Below are 16450 nucleotides of genomic sequence, written 5' to 3' on the forward strand. Positions count from 1 at the left end.
ACCGCCGCCACAGAAACCGACTGAACCACCACAACCACAGACCACATGGGTCACGATTCAATCGGCCAAAGTGGGTCCGCGTTCAGACGCCCCCGACAAACACGCGTACCCGTGGCCGGAGCACCGGCAAGGTACGTGGACTCACCGATCCGCAGCGCCTCCTCACCGAGCTGCGAGCCATCGAAGGCGGGACCGGTAGCTTCGTCGAGTTCGAGAACCGTCACGGCGAGGTGTGGCGCGTCGAGTGGCACGGTGCCTGGTACCTGGCGGCGTGGACCACACAGAGCGGCGCACCACGCGAGATCGGGATCGAGGAGCTGATCGAGTTCGCCGCGGCGCGACTGCACGACTGACGGCGGGGAGGGGGCTCGCTCGGACACGCCTCGGGCCCGGACGGCGCCCTTTGTCCGCTGCGCTTCCCGAGGCAGTACCACGATCCAGAAACGCGCTGCACTACAACTATCAGCGCCACTACGACCCGGAGACGGGCCGTACGCTTCCTCTGATCCCCTCGGCCTCGCTCCGGGCCCGAACCCACGCGCGTACGCCTCCAGCCCCTTTACGGTGGTCGACTCCCTTGGGTTGGCGCCCTCCTGTGAAGATGCGGCGCGCAACGCCGCCGAGCGGCGGGCCGACGTGGAGCAGCAGCGTCCGGGGGCGAGTAAGGAGACCATGCCGACGAGTGCGGCCGGACTGTCGGTACCCACACACAGCATGGAAAGTGCGGCGAGGCCGAAGCGCTGTCAAACGCGATGAAGGCAGGGGTCGACCCGCGGGGCGGCACGATGGCTGCCGTCAATGTCCGCGCGCCAGGCAACGGTGCCCATCAATCGCTCAAGCCACCTTGTGACTCCTGTACGAACGTACTCGATCAATTCGGGATTACGGCGGTAATTGAATGATGAGTAATGAGGTTCCTGCAGAATGGTCGCTTTTGACCTACCGAGTCCTGCGGTCGGCCGGATGGTATCCCGGACGATCTGTTCCCCTTGACAGGTACGAAAGCCTTCTCGAGGAGTACAGCGAGCTCGAGATACATGAGGCGGCCCGGCGTTTCCTCGGCGAGTTCGCCGGACTGGCGACGGATACGTGGACCCCCGGCCCGCTGATGCCGCAATCTCCGTTCCGATTCACTCCCTGTGATGTCGACGCGGGCCGTGAGGCATGTGCCGAGATCCGCGAGGTATTTATTCGCATGAGCGAAAGCGCTGGCACTCGCCTGTATCCTATTGGGTGCGTGGACAAGGGAGCCAGTTACCTGGGAATGGCTGCCGACGGTTCCGTTTATGTCGGCAACGGCAGTGTGGAACTGCTGGCGCAAGACGCATATGAAGCGCTGGACAAGCTCGCCGTGGAACGGCGTACCGATGCTCCACTGCCCTTCGTGCTCGTGGGTGATCACCTGGAGCTTCCCGCCGACTTCGGGGCAACACCGGGACCGGACGGAGTACCCAGGTGGTCACCCGAGGCAGAACGTGTACTTCGGTTGGCCGGCTGGCAGCCGGGGCGTGCGGTCCCCGTTGACGCATGGGAAAGAATGATGCGTGAAGCCGACGAAGGCTATGTCATGCACGAGGCTGCGCGACGATTCCTCAGCGAATTCGGCGGCTTGGAGGTGCACCAGAAGGGGCCGGGGATGAACGCGGCCAGATCACCCTTCCGGCTCGATCCTTTGCTGGCCAAACGGGATTTCGAGATCATTGAGTCGCTCAGCGAGGACGCCGAGGTGGACCTCTATCCCCTAGGAGATCTGTCTCAAGGCAACTTCTACGTGGCCATGGCTGAAGACGGGGCGGTCTATGTCGGAATGGACGATGTCGAGTTGCTGGCGGAGACGGCGGACGAGGCGCTGGACAAGCTCGTCCGAGGGATCCGTTGAGATGTCGGCAAAACGCCGGACCGCCTCCGGGTACGGCATGTGACGGCGAGGCGTCGCAGATGGAGTCGCGACCGACGGGGAATGAACCGGCCGGGGAGCCCCGGACCCCGGCCAGGAGGGCGAGGCCGCCCTGGTCACGGCCAGAAGCCAGGGCTCGGCCCCGCCTCGCCCTCGGCGGCGTCCGGGAGGTCCCGGGCGCCGTGCGGCGCCCTAGGCGCCCGGTGTCCGGGCGGAGGCCGGCTCGGTGGTGAGCAGTGCGGTGATCTCTTCGGCGAGGTGCGGGCCGAGCTCGCCCCAGCCGTCCTTGTAGCCGTAGACGCCGAGCAGGGAGCGGGCGTCGTAGTCGCCGTTCATGATCTCGACGTCGGTGGCCTTGATGAGGGCCGGGTGGGCGACGCCGACGGCCGCCGAGAGCTTCGTCAGTTCCTTGCGCAGGGTGGTCAGGTAGGTGGCGGTCCTGGTGGCCTTCGAGGTCGGGTCGATGCCGCGGGCCAGCCGCTTGTTCTGCGTGGCGATGCCGGTGGGGCACTTGTCGGTGTGGCACTTCTGCGCCTGGATGCAGCCGATCGACAGCATCGCCTCACGGGCCACGTTGATCATGTCGGCACCCAGCGCGAAGGCGACCGCGGCGTTCTCGGGCAGGCCGAGCTTGCCGGAGCCGATGAAGGTCAGCTCGTCGGTCAGTCCCAGCTCGGCGAAGGTGCCGTAGACCCGGGAGAAGCCCATCCGGAAGGGCAGCGACACGGAGTCGGAGAAGGTCAGCGGCGCCGCCCCGGTGCCGCCCTCGCCGCCGTCGATGGTCACGAAGTCGACGCCACGGTCACCGCGCGCCATCAGCGTGGCCAGCTCCTGCCAGAAGCCCATCTCGCCCACCGCGCTCTTGATCCCGACCGGCAGACCGGTCTCGGTGGCGAGCAGTTCGACGAAGTCGAGCATCGAGTCGACGTCGCCGAACGCGGTGTGCCGGGACGGGGAGGCGCAGTCCTCGCCGACCGGGATGCCGCGGATCTCGGCGATCTCCGGGGTCACCTTCTCGCCCGGCAGCATCCCGCCGAGGCCCGGCTTGGCGCCCTGGGAGAGCTTGATCTCTATCGCCCTGACCGGGGCGCCCGCGACCACGTCCTTCAGCTTCTCGAGGTTGAAGGCGCCGTCCTCGTCGCGGCAGCCGAAGTAGGCCGTACCGAGCTGAAGGATGAGGTCACCGCCGTTGCGGTGGTAAGGCGAGATGCCGCCCTCTCCCGTGTTCTGCAGCGTGCCCGCCAGCGCCGCCCCTTCGTTGAGCGCCGTGACCGCCGCGCCGGAGAGCGAGCCGAAGCTCATCGCCGAGATGTTCACCACGCTCGCGGGCCGGAACGCCTTGGCGCGCCCGCGCGGACCGCCCAGCACCTTGGCCGAGGGCAGCGGGGCCTGCGGGTCGTGCGGGTCGGGCAGCGTGCCGGCGAACGTGCGCTGCTTCAGGTACGCGTGCCCCTGCATGTGTTCGACGTCGTTGTCGGTTCCGAACCCGAAGTAGTTGTTCTCCGCCTTCGACGACGCGTAGATCCAGGTGCGCTGATCACGGCTGAACGGACGCTCCTCGTCGTTGGAGGTCACGATGTACTGCCGCAGCTCCGGGCCTATCGTCTCCAGCAGGTACCGCGCGTGCCCGACCACCGGGAAGTTCCGGAGCAGTGCGTGCTTCTTCTGGACGAGGTCGCGGGCCGCCACCGCCGCCAGTGCTGTCGCGGTGGCCAGGGCGATGTTCCGGGCGCGCATGAATGCTCCACTTCTCGATGATCGACTCCACCACCGGGCGGGCGGACGTCGTCGTGTCGTGTCGGGATTCGGGCGACGGGCACGGCCGGGAGAAGGCGTCGGGTCCGTCGGGGAACGCGACAGCCAATATAGGAGTGGGCATCGGGGTGCGTGCGGACCGGGCAGGTCAGGTCAGCAGGGCTTGGGTCCGGGTGGGAGTCCGGGGTGGGAGTCCGGGGTTGGGGGCCGGGACCGGCGTGCGGGTTTGATCTCCGCGACCTCCGGGGTATTCTCTCCCGCCCGATTGGCCAGCCCCACGCCCCGTATGGCAGACTAGCGGGGTTGCTCGGTCGAGTGCCGATGCTGCGCGCCTCCCGCCGGGAGGACCGGAAGCGAGTCCCACAGTACTCGTCGCTCCCGATCGGGAGCGGACGTACGGGAATCTTCCGGGAAGTGTCAGCGGGGTGCAGGCCAGGCACCCGGTGGGCCTCTCGCCCCCGGTCTGCGGTTCCGGAAGGGCCCGCGACTCCCACTGCAGGGAAGTCCCGCAAGGGACATTCATGTCAGCGAGAGCGCGACACGCCCGACCGCGTGGGTCGGAGGGGGAGCGTTATGACAAGGGATCACCGGGTCCAGAGCGTTACGAGAGACAGGACTACTGAGTAGCCATGGCGGGACAGAAGATCCGCATCCGGCTCAAGGCCTACGACCACGAGGTCATCGACTCTTCGGCGAAGAAGATCGTCGAGACGGTGACTCGCACTGGTGCGTCGGTCGCGGGCCCGGTGCCGCTGCCCACTGAGAAGAACGTGTACTGCGTCATCAAGTCGCCGCACAAGTACAAGGACGCGCGCGAGCACTTCGAGATGCGCACGCACAAGCGCCTGATCGACATCCTCGACCCGACCCCCAAGACCGTTGACTCTCTGATGCGACTCGACCTCCCGGCCGGTGTCGACATCGAGATCAAGCTCTGAGGGCCGGTGATCTGAAGATGAACAAGCAGATCAAGGGCATCCTGGGCGAGAAGCTCGGCATGACGCAGGTGTGGGACGAGAACAACCGTGTTGTTCCGGTCACCGTCGTCAAGGCCGGCCCCAACGTCGTCACCCAGGTCCGCACGAACGACGTCGACGGCTACGAGTCCGTCCAGATCGCGTTCGGCGAGATCGACCCGCGCAAGGTGAACAAGCCCCTCAAGGGCCACTTCTCCAAGGCCGACGTCACCCCCCGCCGCCACCTCGTCGAGATCCGCACGGGCGACGCCGCCGAGTACACGCTCGGTCAGGAAGTCACCGCCGAGGTCTTCGAGTCCGGCGTGAAGGTCGACGTCACCGGCAAGAGCAAGGGCAAGGGCTTCGCCGGTGTCATGAAGCGTCACAACTTCAAGGGCCTCGGCGCCGGACACGGCACCCAGCGCAAGCACCGCTCGCCCGGTTCCATCGGTGGCTGCGCCACCCCGGGCCGCGTGTTCAAGGGCCTCCGCATGGCCGGCCGCATGGGCAACGAGCGGGTCACCACCCAGAACCTGACCGTCCACGCCGTTGACGCGGAGAAGGGTCTGCTGCTCATCAAGGGCGCGGTTCCCGGTCCGAACGGCGGCCTCGTCCTGGTCCGCACCGCGGCCAAGGGGGCCTGAGGTACCGATGAGCACTGTTGACATCCTTTCGCCTGCCGGCGAGAAGACCGGAAGCGTCGAGCTCCCCGCGGAGATCTTCGGCGTGGAGAAGATCAGCATTCCGCTGATCCACCAGGTCGTCGTCGCGCAGAACGCCGCTGCCCGCCAGGGCACGCACAAGACCAAGCGTCGCGGTGAAGTCCGTGGTGGCGGCAAGAAGCCGTACCGCCAGAAGGGCACCGGCCGCGCCCGCCAGGGTTCGACCCGTGCGCCGCAGTTCGCCGGCGGTGGCGTCGTCCACGGCCCGCAGCCGCGCGACTACTCGCAGCGGACCCCGAAGAAGATGAAGGCCGCGGCCCTGCGCCACGCCCTCACCGACCGGGCCCGCCACGACCGGATCCACGTCGTCACCGGCGTCATCGAGGGCGAGAACCCGTCCACGAAGGCCGCCCGGACGCTGTTCGGCAAGATCTCGGAGCGCAAGAACCTGCTCCTGGTCGTCGACCGCGCCGACGAGGCCGCGTGGCTGTCCGCCCGCAACCTGCCCCAGATCCACATCCTGGAGCCGGGCCAGCTCAACACGTACGACGTTCTCGTCTCGGACGACGTGGTCTTCACCCAGGCCGCTTTCGAGTCCTTCGTGTCTGGCCCCAACAAGGCCGTTGACACCGAAGGGAGCGAAGCCTGATGGCTACGCGTCACCCGAGCATCGCCTCCAAGGCGGCCAAGGCCGCCAAGGCCGCGCGCGTCGCCAAGGCGCGTCGCCACGAGGCCGAGGGCAAGAACACCGTCGTCACGCCGGTCAGCAAGTCGTTCACGGACCCCCGTGACGTGCTGCTGAAGCCGGTCGTCTCCGAGAAGAGCTACGCGCTCCTCGACGAGAACAAGTACACGTTCGTCGTCGCCCCGGGTTCCAACAAGACCCAGATCAAGGAAGCCGTCCAGGCGGTCTTCTCGGTCAAGGTCACCGGGGTCAACACGATCAACCGCCAGGGCAAGCGCAAGCGGACCCGCACCGGCTTCGGCAAGCGTGCCGACAGCAAGCGCGCGATCGTGACCCTTGCCGAGGGCGACCGTATCGACATCTTCGGCGGTCCGACCTCCTAACGGGGGTCCGGATCGTCCGGAATCGGACGAGGACTGAGAAATGGGAATCCGCAAGTACAAGCCGACTACGCCGGGCCGTCGTGGCTCCAGCGTCGCCGACTTCGTCGAGGTCACGCGGTCCACGCCGGAGAAGTCGCTGGTCCGCCCGCTGCACAGCAAGGGCGGCCGTAACAACGCCGGTCGTGTGACCGTTCGCCACCAGGGTGGCGGACACAAGCGCGCCTACCGCGTCATCGACTTCCGTCGGCATGACAAGGACGGCGTGCCGGCGAAGGTCGCGCACATCGAGTACGACCCCAACCGCACCGCGCGCATCGCGCTGCTGCACTACGCCGACGGCGAGAAGCGCTACATCCTCGCCCCGCGCAACCTGCAGCAGGGCGACCGCGTCGAGAACGGTCCCGGGGCCGACATCAAGCCGGGCAGCAACCTGGCGCTCCGCAACATCCCGGTCGGTACCACGATCCACGCGATCGAGCTCCGTCCCGGTGGCGGCGCCAAGTTCGCCCGTTCCGCCGGTGCCTCCGTGCAGCTTCTCGCGAAGGAGGGCTCGATGGCCCACCTGCGCATGCCGTCCGGAGAGATCCGCCTGGTCGACCAGCGCTGCCGCGCCACGATCGGCGAGGTCGGCAACGCCGAGCAGTCCAACATCAACTGGGGCAAGGCGGGCCGCAAGCGGTGGCTGGGCGTTCGCCCGACCGTCCGTGGTGTGGTCATGAACCCGGTGGACCACCCGCACGGTGGTGGTGAGGGCCGGACATCCGGTGGCCGCCACCCGGTGTCCCCGTGGGGCAAGAAGGAAGGCCGTACTCGTTCGCCCAAGAAGGCGTCGAACAAGTACATCGTCCGCCGCCGCAAGACGAACAAGAAGCGCTAAGGACGGGTTGAGATGCCTCGTAGTCTGAAGAAGGGGCCCTTCGTCGACGACCACCTGATCAAGAAGGTGGACACGCAGAACGAAGCCGGTTCCAAGAACGTCATCAAGACCTGGTCCCGTCGCTCGATGATCGTCCCGGCGATGCTCGGTCACACGATCGCGGTGCACAACGGCAAGACCCACATCCCGGTGTTTGTCACCGAGTCCATGGTCGGCCACAAGCTCGGCGAGTTCTCGCCGACGCGCACCTTCCGGGGTCACGTCAAGGACGACCGGAAGTCGAAGCGCCGCTAAGGCGGGGTGGATGACCATGACAAACACTGAAGGGACAACCATGGAAGCCAGGGCCCAGGCGCGGTACATCCGCGTCACGCCCATGAAGGCCCGCCGCGTGGTGGACCTCATCCGTGGCATGGACGCCACGGAGGCTCAGGCGGTCCTGCGTTTCGCCCCGCAGGCCGCGAGCGTGCCGGTCGGCAAGGTGCTGGACAGCGCCATCGCCAACGCCGCGCACAACTACGACCACACCGACGCCGACAGCCTCGTCATTTCCGAGGCCTACGTCGACGAGGGTCCGACCCTGAAGCGGTTCCGTCCGCGCGCCCAGGGCCGTGCCTACCGGATCCGCAAGCGGACCAGCCACATCACCGTGGTCGTCAGCAGCAAGGAAGGAACCCGGTAATGGGCCAGAAGGTAAACCCGCACGGGTTCCGGCTCGGCATCACCACCGACTTCAAGTCGCGTTGGTACGCCGACAAGCTGTACAGGGACTACGTCAAGGAAGACGTCGCCATTCGTCGCATGATGACGAAGGGCATGGAGCGCGCCGGCATCTCGAAGGTGGAGATCGAGCGCACCCGTGACCGCGTGCGGGTGGACATCCACACCGCCCGTCCCGGCATCGTCATCGGCCGCCGCGGCGCCGAGGCCGACCGCATCCGCGGTGAGCTGGAGAAGCTGACCGGCAAGCAGGTCCAGCTCAACATCCTCGAGGTCAAGAACCCCGAGACGGACGCTCAGCTCGTGGCCCAGGCCGTCGCCGAGCAGCTCTCCTCCCGCGTCTCCTTCCGTCGCGCCATGCGCAAGAGCATGCAGGGCACGATGAAGGCCGGCGCCAAGGGCATCAAGATCCAGTGCGGTGGCCGCCTCGGTGGCGCCGAGATGTCCCGCTCGGAGTTCTACCGCGAGGGCCGTGTGCCCCTGCACACGCTCCGCGCGAACGTGGACTACGGCTTCTTCGAGGCCAAGACGACCTTCGGCCGCATCGGTGTGAAGGTCTGGATCTACAAGGGCGACGTCAAGAACATCGCCGAGGTCCGCGCCGAGAACGCCGCCGCCCGTGCCGGCAACCGCCCGGCCCGTGGCGGTGCCGACCGCCCGGCCCGCGGTGGCCGCGGTGGCGAGCGTCGTGGGCGCAAGCCGCAGGGCGCCCAGGGCCAGCAGCCCGCCGAGGCCCCCAAGGCCGACGCGCCCGCGGCTGCCGCTGCCGCTCCGGCCGAGGCCTCGCCCTCTTCTACCGGTGGAACGGAGGCCTGACCGAAATGCTGATCCCCCGCAGGGTCAAGCACCGCAAGCAGCACCACCCGAAGCGCCGCGGTCAGGCCAAGGGCGGTACGACGGTCGCGTTCGGCGAGTACGGCATCCAGGCCCTCACGCCGGCGTACGTGACCAACCGCCAGATCGAGGCGGCCCGTATCGCGATGACCCGCCACATCAAGCGTGGCGGCAAGGTCTGGATCAACATCTACCCGGACCGCCCGCTCACGAAGAAGCCGGCCGAGACCCGCATGGGTTCCGGCAAGGGTTCTCCCGAGTGGTGGATCGCGAACGTGCACCCGGGCCGGGTCATGTTCGAGCTGTCCTACCCCAACGAGAAGATCGCCCGTGAGGCGCTGACTCGTGCGGCCCACAAGCTGCCGATGAAGTGCCGGATCGTCAAGCGCGAGGCAGGTGAAGCGTGATGTCGGCCGGTACCAAGGCGTCCGAGCTGCGCGAACTGGGTGACGAGGAGCTTCTGGCGAAGCTTCGCGAAGCCAAGGAAGAGCTGTTCAACCTCCGCTTCCAGGCGGCGACGGGCCAGCTCGAGAACCACGGTCGGCTCAAGGCCGTCCGTAAGGACATCGCGCGGATCTACACCCTGATGCGTGAGCGCGAGCTGGGCATCGAGACGGTGGAGAGCGCCTGATGAGCGAGAGCAACGTGACTGAAGAGACGAAGGCCTCCCGCGGCTTCCGCAAGACCCGTCAGGGTCTGGTCGTCAGCGACAAGATGGACAAGACCGTCGTCGTCGCCGTCGAGGACCGCGTGACCCACGCGCTGTACGGCAAGGTCATCCGCCGTACCGAGAAGCTCAAGGCCCACGACGAGCAGAACGCCGCCGGCGTCGGCGACCGTGTCCTCCTCATGGAGACCCGGCCGCTGTCCGCGACGAAGCGCTGGCGCGTCGTCGAGGTCCTCGAGAAGGCCAAGTAAATCTTCTGCGGGGCATTCCTCGCAGGACAGTTCCGCCAGGCTCGGCAGGGGCCCTCGTACCCTCGTACTGAGGCCCCTGCCGGGAACCGGCAGACAAACAGGAGATAGACGTGATCCAGCAGGAGTCGCGACTGCGTGTCGCCGACAACACTGGTGCGAAGGAAATCCTTTGCATCCGTGTGCTCGGTGGCTCCGGTCGCCGCTACGCGGGCATCGGTGACGTCATCGTCGCCACCGTCAAGGACGCGATCCCCGGCGGCAACGTGAAGAAGGGTGACGTCATCAAGGCGGTCATCGTTCGCACCGTCAAGGAGCGCCGCCGTCCCGACGGCTCGTACATCCGCTTCGACGAGAACGCCGCTGTCGTTCTGAAGAACGACGGCGACCCTCGTGGCACCCGTATCTTCGGCCCGGTGGGCCGTGAGCTGCGCGAGAAGAAGTTCATGAAGATCATCTCCCTCGCGCCGGAGGTGCTGTGAGCATGAAGATCAAGAAGGGCGACCTGGTCCAGGTCATCACCGGTAAGGACAAGGGCAAGCAGGGCAAGGTCATCGCGGCCTTCCCCCGTGAGGACCGTGTCCTGGTCGAGGGTGTCAACCGGGTCAAGAAGCACACCAAGGCCGGGCCGACCGCTCGCGGTTCGCAGGCCGGCGGCATCGTGACCACCGAGGCCCCGGTCCACGTCTCCAACGTCCAACTGGTCGTGGAGAAGGACGGCAACAAGGTCGTCACGCGCGTCGGGTTCCGCTTCGACGACGAGGGCAACAAGGTTCGCGTTGCCAAGCGGACGGGTGAGGACATCTGATGGCTACCACCACCACTCCGCGTCTCAAGACGAGGTACCGCGAGGAGATCGCGGGCAAGCTGCGTGAGGAGTTCTCCTACGAGAACGTCATGCAGATCCCCGGCCTCGTCAAGATCGTGGTCAACATGGGTGTGGGCGACGCCGCCCGCGACTCCAAGCTGATCGAGGGCGCCATCCGCGACCTCACCACGATCACCGGTCAGAAGCCGGCCGTCACCAAGGCCCGCAAGTCCATCGCGCAGTTCAAGCTGCGCGAGGGCCAGCCGATCGGTGCCCACGTCACGCTCCGTGGCGACCGCATGTGGGAGTTCCTGGACCGCACCCTGTCGCTCGCGCTGCCGCGCATCCGCGACTTCCGCGGTCTGTCCCCCAAGCAGTTCGACGGCCGTGGCAACTACACCTTCGGTCTCACGGAGCAGGTCATGTTCCACGAGATCGACCAGGACAAGATCGACCGCACCCGGGGTATGGACATCACCGTGGTGACCACGGCGACCAACGACGCTGAGGGCCGCGCGCTCCTTCGTCACCTCGGCTTCCCCTTCAAGGAGGCGTGAGCGAGATGGCGAAGAAGGCTCTGATTGCCAAGGCTGCTCGCAAGCCCAAGTTCGGTGTACGCGGCTACACGCGCTGCCAGCGCTGCGGCCGTCCGCACTCCGTGTACCGCAAGTTCGGCCTGTGCCGCGTGTGCCTTCGTGAGATGGCTCACCGTGGCGAGCTGCCGGGCGTGACCAAGAGCTCTTGGTAATCCGGTAATTCCGGGTTATTCAGACTCTCGGTAAGCATCGAGGTGGGCAGAGGCCCTGCTCCGCATGCCTTAGGCTTGTGGGGTTGGGCGTCTGCCGCCCCGAACGCCCGCAGGCAGTGCCTGCACATACATGCTTACTACGCCGTAGGTCCACCGCGCCGCACCCGTCCCGTCTCGGATCGGGGAGAGGGATGGCGCACCGGGAAACCACGGCGAGAGAGGCCGAAGGCCAATTCATGACCATGACTGATCCGATCGCAGACATGCTTACGCGTCTGCGGAACGCGAACTCGGCGTACCACGACTCTGTGACGATGCCGGCGTCCAAGATCAAGTCTCACATCGCGGAGATCCTCCAGCAGGAGGGCTTCATCACGGGCTGGAAGACCGAGGACGCCGAGGTCGGCAAGAACCTCGTCCTCGAGCTGAAGTTCGGCCCGAACCGTGAGCGCTCCATCGCGGGCATCAAGCGGATCTCCAAGCCCGGTCTCCGGGTGTACGCGAAGTCCACCAACCTGCCCAAGGTGCTGGGTGGCCTCGGCGTGGCGATCATCTCCACGTCGCACGGGCTCCTCACTGGACAGCAGGCCGGCAAGAAGGGCGTAGGCGGAGAAGTTCTCGCCTACGTCTGGTAACGGAAGGGAACGGAGGAAACAGCTATGTCGCGCATCGGCAAGCTCCCCATCGCGGTTCCCGCCGGCGTGGACGTCACCATCGACGGCCGTACGGTCGCGGTCAAGGGCCCCAAGGGTTCGCTGACCCACACCGTCGTGGCACCGATCGACATCGCCAAGGGTGAGGACGGCGTTCTGAACGTCACCCGCCCCAACGAAGAGCGTCAGAGCAAGGCCCTTCACGGCCTGTCCCGCACGCTGGTGGCGAACATGATCACCGGCGTGACCCAGGGTTACGTGAAGAAGCTCGAGATCAGCGGTGTCGGTTACCGCGTGCTCGCCAAGGGTTCGAACCTGGAGTTCTCCCTCGGCTACAGCCACCCGATCCTCGTCGAGGCCCCCGAGGGCATCACCTTCAAGGTGGAGAACCCGACCCACTTCTCGGTCGAGGGCATCGACAAGCAGAAGGTCGGCGAGGTTGCGGCCAACATCCGCAAGCTGCGCAAGCCCGACCCGTACAAGGCCAAGGGCGTCAAGTACGAGGGCGAAGTCATCCGCCGCAAGGTCGGAAAGGCGGGTAAGTAAGCCATGGCATACGGACAGAAGATCCTCAAGGGCGACGCCTACAAGCGCGCCGCGATCAAGCGCCGTCACATCCGGATTCGCAAGAATCTCTCGGGTACGGCGGAGCGTCCCCGTCTGGTCGTTACCCGCTCGAACCGCCACATCGTGGCCCAGGTGATCGACGACCTCAAGGGTCACACCCTTGCGTCGGCGTCCACCCTGGACACCTCGATCCGTGGTGGCGAGGCGGACAAGTCCGCGCAGGCCCAGCAGGTCGGCGCCCTGGTCGCCGAGCGTGCCAAGGCCGCGGGTGTCGAGGACGTGGTCTTCGACCGTGGTGGCAACCAGTACGCCGGGCGCATCGCCGCTCTGGCGGACGCCGCCCGCGAAGCCGGACTGAAGTTCTGAGCCGCCCGTCGCGGCAGCGGCCGATGTCGCTGCGCAGCGCCGGAAACAGAGAGAGGTAATTCCAATGGCTGGACCCCAGCGCCGCGGTAGCGGTGCCGGTGGCGGCGAGCGGCGGGACCGGAAGGGCCGTGACGGTGGCGGTGCCGCCGACAAGACCGCTTACGTTGAGCGCGTTGTCGCGATCAACCGCGTCGCCAAGGTTGTGAAGGGTGGTCGTCGCTTCAGCTTCACTGCGCTGGTCGTGGTGGGCGACGGTGACGGCACCGTGGGTGTCGGATACGGCAAGGCCAAGGAGGTGCCGGCCGCCATCGCCAAGGGTGTTGAGGAGGCCAAGAAGCACTTCTTCAAGGTCCCCCGCATCCAGGGCACCATCCCGCACCCCATCCAGGGTGAGAAGGCTGCCGGCGTCGTGCTGCTCAAGCCCGCGTCCCCGGGTACCGGCGTTATCGCCGGTGGTCCGGTGCGTGCCGTGCTCGAGTGCGCCGGTATCCACGACATCCTGTCGAAGTCGCTCGGCTCCGACAATCAGATCAACATCGTGCACGCGACCGTGGAGGCCCTCAAGGGTCTCCAGCGTCCCGAGGAGGTCGCGGCCCGCCGCGGTCTGCCGCTCGAGGACGTGGCCCCCGCGGCTCTTCTCCGCGCACGTGCCGGGGCGGGTGCGTAATCATGGCGCAGCTCAAGATTACGCAGGTCAAGTCCTACATCGGCAGCAAGCAGAACCACCGTGACACCCTGCGTTCCCTTGGTCTCAAGGGGATCAACACGCAGGTCGTCAAGGAGGACCGCCCCGAGTTCCGCGGCATGGTGCACACCGTCCGCCACCTCGTGTCGGTCGAGGAGGTCGACTGATCATGGCGGAGAACAACCCGCTCAAGATCCACAACCTCCGTCCCGCCCCGGGCGCCAAGACCGCCAAGACCCGTGTGGGTCGTGGTGAGGCGTCGAAGGGTAAGACGGCCGGTCGTGGAACCAAGGGTACGAAGGCCCGTTACCAGGTTCCGGAGCGCTTCGAGGGTGGCCAGATGCCCCTCCACATGCGTCTTCCGAAGCTGAAGGGCTTCAAGAACCCGTTCAAGACCGAGTTCCAGGTCGTGAACCTCGACAAGCTGGGCGCGCTGTACCCCGAGGGTGGCGAGGTCACCGTCGAGGGCCTCGTGGCCAAGGGTGCCGTTCGCAAGAACAGCCTCGTCAAGGTCCTCGGCCAGGGCGAGATCTCCGTGGCGCTGCAGGTGACGGTCGACGCCGTCTCCGGCTCCGCCAAGGAGAAGATCACCGCCGCCGGCGGTACCGTCACCGAGCTCGTCTGAGTCCTTCAGGCGCCCCGATGACTTGAGCGATCCCGACCGGGGATACCCCACAAAAGGGGTATCCCCGGTTGGTCGTTCCAAGGAAAGTGCTCCCGCCGGTAAGGTGGCCTGCGCTGCCCTCTTTCACGGGTGCGTCACATGAGGCACTCTGAGCGGCGGTTCACCGTTACTCACTTAGTCGTCCACTTAGTCGTTCACTTGTCAGCCGTCAGTCGAACCTCAAGACCGTCACCCTTGACGCAGTAGCGCGGGGGTCGCAGGAGGCACCGTGCTCACCGCGTTCGCCCGGGCGTTCAAGACGCCCGACCTGCGCAAGAAGCTGCTCTTCACGCTCGGCATCATCGTGGTGTACCGGCTCGGTACCCACATCCCCATTCCAGGCGTCGACTACAAGAACGTCCAGGAGTGCGTGGACCAGGCGTCCGGCAACCAGGGCCTGTTCGGCCTGGTCAACATGTTCAGCGGTGGCGCCCTGCTGCAGATCACGGTCTTCGCGCTCGGCATCATGCCGTACATCACGGCCAGCATCATTCTGCAGTTGCTGACCGTCGTGATCCCGCGCCTGGAAGCCCTCAAGAAGGAGGGCCAGGCGGGTACGGCCAAGATCACGCAGTACACCCGCTACCTGACCGTCGCGCTCGCCATCCTGCAGGGCACCGGCCTGGTGGCCACCGCCCGCAGCGGCGCCCTCTTCTCCGGCTGCACCGTCGCCGGGCAGATCGTCCCCGATCAGGCGATCTTCACCACCATCGTCATGGTCATCTGCATGACCGCCGGCACCTGCGTCGTCATGTGGCTCGGCGAGATCATCACCGACCGCGGCATCGGCAACGGCATGTCGATCCTGATGTTCATCTCGATCGCCGCGACCTTCCCGTCGGCCCTGTGGGCCATCAAGAAGCAGGGCGAGCTGGCGGGCGGCTGGATCGAGTTCGGCACGGTGATCCTCGTCGGCCTGGTCATGGTCGGCCTGGTCGTCTTCGTGGAGCAGGCCCAGCGCCGCATTCCGGTGCAGTACGCGAAGCGGATGATCGGCCGCCGTTCCTACGGCGGCACGTCGACGTACATCCCGCTCAAGGTGAACCAGGCGGGTGTCATCCCCGTCATCTTCGCCTCGTCGCTGCTCTACATCCCGGCGCTGATCGTCCAGTTCTCGAACTCGCAGGCGGGCTGGGCGACCTGGATCACCAAGAACCTCGCCGACACGGCCGCGACGCCGCACATCATTCTGTACTTCTTCCTGATCGTGTTCTTCGCCTTCTTCTACGTGGCCATCTCGTTCAACCCCGAGGAAGTCGCGGACAACATGAAGAAGTATGGTGGCTTCATCCCGGGCATCCGGGCTGGCCGACCGACCGCTGAGTATCTGAGCTACGTACTCAACCGGATCACCTGGCCGGGTTCGCTGTACTTGGGCCTGATCGCTCTCGTCCCGACAATGGCGTTGGCTGGTTTCGGGGCAAACCAGAACTTCCCGTTCGGTGGCACCAGCATCCTGATCATCGTGGGTGTCGGTCTCGAGACGGTGAAGCAGATCGAGAGCCAGCTCCAGCAGCGCAATTACGAAGGGTTCCTCCGCTGATGCGAATCGTCCTCGTCGGGCCGCCGGGCGCCGGAAAGGGAACGCAGGCGACCCGCCTTGCCGAGACGCTGCACATTCCGCACATCTCCACGGGCGACCTGTTCCGCGCGAACATCAGCCGGCAGACCGAACTGGGCAAGCTCGCGAAGTCCTACATGGACGCCGGCAACCTCGTACCGGACGAGGTCACCATCGCCATGGCGAAGGACCGCATGGAGCAGCCCGACGCCGAGGGCGGCTTCCTGCTGGACGGTTTCCCGCGCAACGTCTCCCAGGCCGAGGCGCTGGACGAGCTGCTCGAGACCGAGGACATGAAGCTCGACGCGGTGCTGGACCTGGAGGCCCCGGAGGACGAGGTCGTCAAGCGGATCGCCGGCCGGCGCGTCTGCCGCAACGACTCGGCCCACGTCTTTCACGTGACGTACACGCCGCCGAAGAAGGAGGGTGTCTGCGACACCTGCGGCGGCGAGCTGTACCAGCGGGACGACGACTCCGAGGAGACGGTCCGCAAGCGGCTGGAGGTCTACCACACGCAGACCGAGCCGATCATCGACTACTACAAGGCGCAGGGCCTGGTCGCCACCATCGCGGCGACGGGCCCCGTGGACGAGGTCACCGGCCGTGCGCTGGAGGCGCTCAAGCGCGACAAGTAGTTCTTCGCCCCGGCTTCAGCCGCGGTCCCTCGCTCGCTCGGGGGCCGCGGCTGTGCTGTGGGGTGGGTGTGGGGCGGGG

25 protein-coding genes and 1 pseudogene are annotated in these 16450 nt (G+C 66.5%); 25 read left to right on the plus strand and 1 reads right to left on the minus strand.

The genetic code is table 11. The annotated features are described in order from the left end of the window. Window positions 1-353: pseudogene (locus KUM40_RS17930) on the plus strand (hypothetical protein); the annotation flags it as partial. Between the two features lie 548 nt (window positions 354-901). Then, window positions 902-1879: an SUKH-3 domain-containing protein gene (locus KUM40_RS17940; protein WP_217167004.1), complete on the plus strand. Its 978-nt coding sequence runs from the start codon at window positions 902-904 to the stop codon at window positions 1877-1879. A 210-nt stretch (window positions 1880-2089) separates the two neighbouring features. Here the strand turns inward: KUM40_RS17940 and KUM40_RS17945 are convergent, their stop codons facing one another. After that, window positions 2090-3634: an FMN-binding glutamate synthase family protein gene (locus KUM40_RS17945; RefSeq protein ID WP_217167005.1), complete on the minus strand. Its 1545-nt coding sequence runs from the start codon at window positions 3632-3634 to the stop codon at window positions 2090-2092. A gap of 647 nt (window positions 3635-4281) precedes the next feature. On the opposite strand from KUM40_RS17945, the gene rpsJ reads away from it, so the two are divergent. From rpsJ to KUM40_RS18060, 23 genes are all read left to right on the plus strand, one after another. Continuing rightward, complete coding sequence (gene rpsJ, locus KUM40_RS17950) at window positions 4282-4590, plus strand: 30S ribosomal protein S10 (protein WP_014054162.1); 309 nt, start codon at window positions 4282-4284, stop codon at window positions 4588-4590. Between the two features lie 17 nt (window positions 4591-4607). Further along, window positions 4608-5252 carry a 50S ribosomal protein L3 gene (rplC, locus tag KUM40_RS17955; protein WP_217167006.1) on the plus strand — a complete coding sequence of 215 codons (645 nt, stop codon included), beginning with the start codon at window positions 4608-4610 and terminating at the stop codon, window positions 5250-5252. Between the two features lie 7 nt (window positions 5253-5259). Beyond that, entirely contained in the window at window positions 5260-5919 is a 660-nt protein-coding gene (gene rplD / locus KUM40_RS17960; protein WP_217167007.1) for a 50S ribosomal protein L4, read from the plus strand. After that, entirely contained in the window at window positions 5919-6338 is a 420-nt protein-coding gene (rplW, locus tag KUM40_RS17965) for a 50S ribosomal protein L23 (protein ID WP_210957938.1), read from the plus strand. Before rplD ends, rplW begins: the two co-directional genes overlap by 1 nt. Before the next feature lie 40 nt (window positions 6339-6378). Further along, the gene (gene rplB, locus KUM40_RS17970) at window positions 6379-7215 is read left to right on the plus strand and encodes a 50S ribosomal protein L2 (RefSeq protein WP_217167008.1); all 837 of its coding nucleotides are present in this window, start codon (window positions 6379-6381) and stop codon (window positions 7213-7215) included. A gap of 12 nt (window positions 7216-7227) precedes the next feature. Continuing rightward, window positions 7228-7509: a 30S ribosomal protein S19 gene (rpsS, locus tag KUM40_RS17975; RefSeq protein WP_055418366.1), complete on the plus strand. Its 282-nt coding sequence runs from the start codon at window positions 7228-7230 to the stop codon at window positions 7507-7509. 40 nt (window positions 7510-7549) lie between these two features. Continuing rightward, window positions 7550-7897 (plus strand): 50S ribosomal protein L22, encoded by a 348-nt coding sequence (rplV, locus tag KUM40_RS17980; protein ID WP_030619142.1) that lies wholly within the window; start codon window positions 7550-7552, stop codon window positions 7895-7897. Next, window positions 7897-8751: a 30S ribosomal protein S3 gene (gene rpsC / locus KUM40_RS17985; protein ID WP_217167009.1), complete on the plus strand. Its 855-nt coding sequence runs from the start codon at window positions 7897-7899 to the stop codon at window positions 8749-8751. Before rplV ends, rpsC begins: the two co-directional genes overlap by 1 nt. Before the next feature lie 5 nt (window positions 8752-8756). Then, on the plus strand, window positions 8757-9176 hold the full coding sequence (rplP, locus tag KUM40_RS17990) for a 50S ribosomal protein L16 (protein ID WP_004927269.1): 420 nt from the start codon (window positions 8757-8759) through the stop codon (window positions 9174-9176). Beyond that, complete coding sequence (rpmC, locus tag KUM40_RS17995; RefSeq protein ID WP_003998824.1) at window positions 9176-9400, plus strand: 50S ribosomal protein L29; 225 nt, start codon at window positions 9176-9178, stop codon at window positions 9398-9400. The genes rplP and rpmC overlap by 1 nt, the downstream gene beginning before the upstream one ends. Then, window positions 9400-9687, plus strand: a complete 288-nt coding sequence (rpsQ, locus tag KUM40_RS18000; RefSeq protein ID WP_217167010.1) for a 30S ribosomal protein S17 — start codon at window positions 9400-9402, stop codon at window positions 9685-9687. The genes rpmC and rpsQ overlap by 1 nt, the downstream gene beginning before the upstream one ends. A 110-nt stretch (window positions 9688-9797) precedes the next feature. Beyond that, complete coding sequence (gene rplN, locus KUM40_RS18005; protein ID WP_006376015.1) at window positions 9798-10166, plus strand: 50S ribosomal protein L14; 369 nt, start codon at window positions 9798-9800, stop codon at window positions 10164-10166. A 2-nt stretch (window positions 10167-10168) separates the two neighbouring features. Next, window positions 10169-10492: a 50S ribosomal protein L24 gene (gene rplX, locus KUM40_RS18010; protein WP_217167011.1), complete on the plus strand. Its 324-nt coding sequence runs from the start codon at window positions 10169-10171 to the stop codon at window positions 10490-10492. After that, window positions 10492-11049 (plus strand): 50S ribosomal protein L5, encoded by a 558-nt coding sequence (gene rplE, locus KUM40_RS18015; protein WP_217167012.1) that lies wholly within the window; start codon window positions 10492-10494, stop codon window positions 11047-11049. The genes rplX and rplE overlap by 1 nt, the downstream gene beginning before the upstream one ends. 5 nt (window positions 11050-11054) lie before the next feature. Next, the gene (locus KUM40_RS18020) at window positions 11055-11240 is read left to right on the plus strand and encodes a type Z 30S ribosomal protein S14 (RefSeq protein WP_003948630.1); all 186 of its coding nucleotides are present in this window, start codon (window positions 11055-11057) and stop codon (window positions 11238-11240) included. 236 nt (window positions 11241-11476) lie between these two features. Beyond that, window positions 11477-11875 carry a 30S ribosomal protein S8 gene (rpsH, locus tag KUM40_RS18025; RefSeq protein WP_031041548.1) on the plus strand — a complete coding sequence of 133 codons (399 nt, stop codon included), beginning with the start codon at window positions 11477-11479 and terminating at the stop codon, window positions 11873-11875. A gap of 24 nt (window positions 11876-11899) precedes the next feature. Beyond that, the gene (gene rplF, locus KUM40_RS18030; protein ID WP_217167013.1) at window positions 11900-12439 is read left to right on the plus strand and encodes a 50S ribosomal protein L6; all 540 of its coding nucleotides are present in this window, start codon (window positions 11900-11902) and stop codon (window positions 12437-12439) included. A 3-nt stretch (window positions 12440-12442) separates the two neighbouring features. Beyond that, a complete protein-coding gene (rplR, locus tag KUM40_RS18035; protein ID WP_217167014.1) occupies window positions 12443-12826 on the plus strand; it encodes a 50S ribosomal protein L18 in 384 nt (127 codons plus the stop codon). A gap of 64 nt (window positions 12827-12890) precedes the next feature. After that, complete coding sequence (gene rpsE / locus KUM40_RS18040) at window positions 12891-13493, plus strand: 30S ribosomal protein S5 (RefSeq protein WP_217167015.1); 603 nt, start codon at window positions 12891-12893, stop codon at window positions 13491-13493. 2 nt (window positions 13494-13495) lie between these two features. Next, window positions 13496-13678: a 50S ribosomal protein L30 gene (gene rpmD, locus KUM40_RS18045; protein WP_006140898.1), complete on the plus strand. Its 183-nt coding sequence runs from the start codon at window positions 13496-13498 to the stop codon at window positions 13676-13678. 2 nt (window positions 13679-13680) lie between these two features. Continuing rightward, window positions 13681-14136 carry a 50S ribosomal protein L15 gene (rplO, locus tag KUM40_RS18050; protein ID WP_053746341.1) on the plus strand — a complete coding sequence of 152 codons (456 nt, stop codon included), beginning with the start codon at window positions 13681-13683 and terminating at the stop codon, window positions 14134-14136. 268 nt (window positions 14137-14404) lie between these two features. Further along, window positions 14405-15718 (plus strand): preprotein translocase subunit SecY, encoded by a 1314-nt coding sequence (gene secY / locus KUM40_RS18055; protein WP_217167016.1) that lies wholly within the window; start codon window positions 14405-14407, stop codon window positions 15716-15718. Further along, window positions 15718-16371, plus strand: a complete 654-nt coding sequence (locus KUM40_RS18060) for an adenylate kinase (protein WP_217167017.1) — start codon at window positions 15718-15720, stop codon at window positions 16369-16371. The genes secY and KUM40_RS18060 overlap by 1 nt, the downstream gene beginning before the upstream one ends. The last annotated feature ends 79 nt before the right edge of the window (window positions 16372-16450 follow it).

This window comes from Streptomyces sp. AC512_CC834 (assembly GCF_019049325.1).
GTDB lineage: Bacteria > Actinomycetota > Actinomycetes > Streptomycetales > Streptomycetaceae > Streptomyces.

Bases quoted from the DNA above. Each gene is read 5' to 3' on its own strand.
- rplW (WP_210957938.1), top strand. From the start codon at position 5,919: ATGGCTACGCGTCACCCGAGCATCGCCTCCAAGGCGGCCAAGGCCGCC.
- rplP (WP_004927269.1), top strand. From the start codon at position 8,757: ATGCTGATCCCCCGCAGGGTCAAGCACCGCAAGCAGCACCACCCGAAG.
- rplO (WP_053746341.1), top strand. From the start codon at position 13,681: ATGGCGGAGAACAACCCGCTCAAGATCCACAACCTCCGTCCCGCCCCG.
- rplC (WP_217167006.1), top strand. From the start codon at position 4,608: ATGAACAAGCAGATCAAGGGCATCCTGGGCGAGAAGCTCGGCATGACG.
- KUM40_RS18060 (WP_217167017.1), top strand. From the start codon at position 15,718: ATGCGAATCGTCCTCGTCGGGCCGCCGGGCGCCGGAAAGGGAACGCAG.
- rplD (WP_217167007.1), top strand. From the start codon at position 5,260: ATGAGCACTGTTGACATCCTTTCGCCTGCCGGCGAGAAGACCGGAAGC.
- KUM40_RS17945 (WP_217167005.1), bottom strand. From the start codon at position 3,634: ATGCGCGCCCGGAACATCGCCCTGGCCACCGCGACAGCACTGGCGGCG.
- rpmD (WP_006140898.1), top strand. From the start codon at position 13,496: ATGGCGCAGCTCAAGATTACGCAGGTCAAGTCCTACATCGGCAGCAAG.
- rplB (WP_217167008.1), top strand. From the start codon at position 6,379: ATGGGAATCCGCAAGTACAAGCCGACTACGCCGGGCCGTCGTGGCTCC.
- rplR (WP_217167014.1), top strand. From the start codon at position 12,443: ATGGCATACGGACAGAAGATCCTCAAGGGCGACGCCTACAAGCGCGCC.
- rpmC (WP_003998824.1), top strand. From the start codon at position 9,176: ATGTCGGCCGGTACCAAGGCGTCCGAGCTGCGCGAACTGGGTGACGAG.
- rpsQ (WP_217167010.1), top strand. From the start codon at position 9,400: ATGAGCGAGAGCAACGTGACTGAAGAGACGAAGGCCTCCCGCGGCTTC.
- rplV (WP_030619142.1), top strand. From the start codon at position 7,550: ATGGAAGCCAGGGCCCAGGCGCGGTACATCCGCGTCACGCCCATGAAG.
- rpsH (WP_031041548.1), top strand. From the start codon at position 11,477: ATGACCATGACTGATCCGATCGCAGACATGCTTACGCGTCTGCGGAAC.
- rplE (WP_217167012.1), top strand. From the start codon at position 10,492: ATGGCTACCACCACCACTCCGCGTCTCAAGACGAGGTACCGCGAGGAG.
- KUM40_RS18020 (WP_003948630.1), top strand. From the start codon at position 11,055: ATGGCGAAGAAGGCTCTGATTGCCAAGGCTGCTCGCAAGCCCAAGTTC.
- rplF (WP_217167013.1), top strand. From the start codon at position 11,900: ATGTCGCGCATCGGCAAGCTCCCCATCGCGGTTCCCGCCGGCGTGGAC.
- KUM40_RS17940 (WP_217167004.1), top strand. From the start codon at position 902: ATGAGTAATGAGGTTCCTGCAGAATGGTCGCTTTTGACCTACCGAGTC.
- rpsC (WP_217167009.1), top strand. From the start codon at position 7,897: ATGGGCCAGAAGGTAAACCCGCACGGGTTCCGGCTCGGCATCACCACC.
- rpsE (WP_217167015.1), top strand. From the start codon at position 12,891: ATGGCTGGACCCCAGCGCCGCGGTAGCGGTGCCGGTGGCGGCGAGCGG.
- rpsJ (WP_014054162.1), top strand. From the start codon at position 4,282: ATGGCGGGACAGAAGATCCGCATCCGGCTCAAGGCCTACGACCACGAG.
- rpsS (WP_055418366.1), top strand. From the start codon at position 7,228: ATGCCTCGTAGTCTGAAGAAGGGGCCCTTCGTCGACGACCACCTGATC.
- rplX (WP_217167011.1), top strand. From the start codon at position 10,169: ATGAAGATCAAGAAGGGCGACCTGGTCCAGGTCATCACCGGTAAGGAC.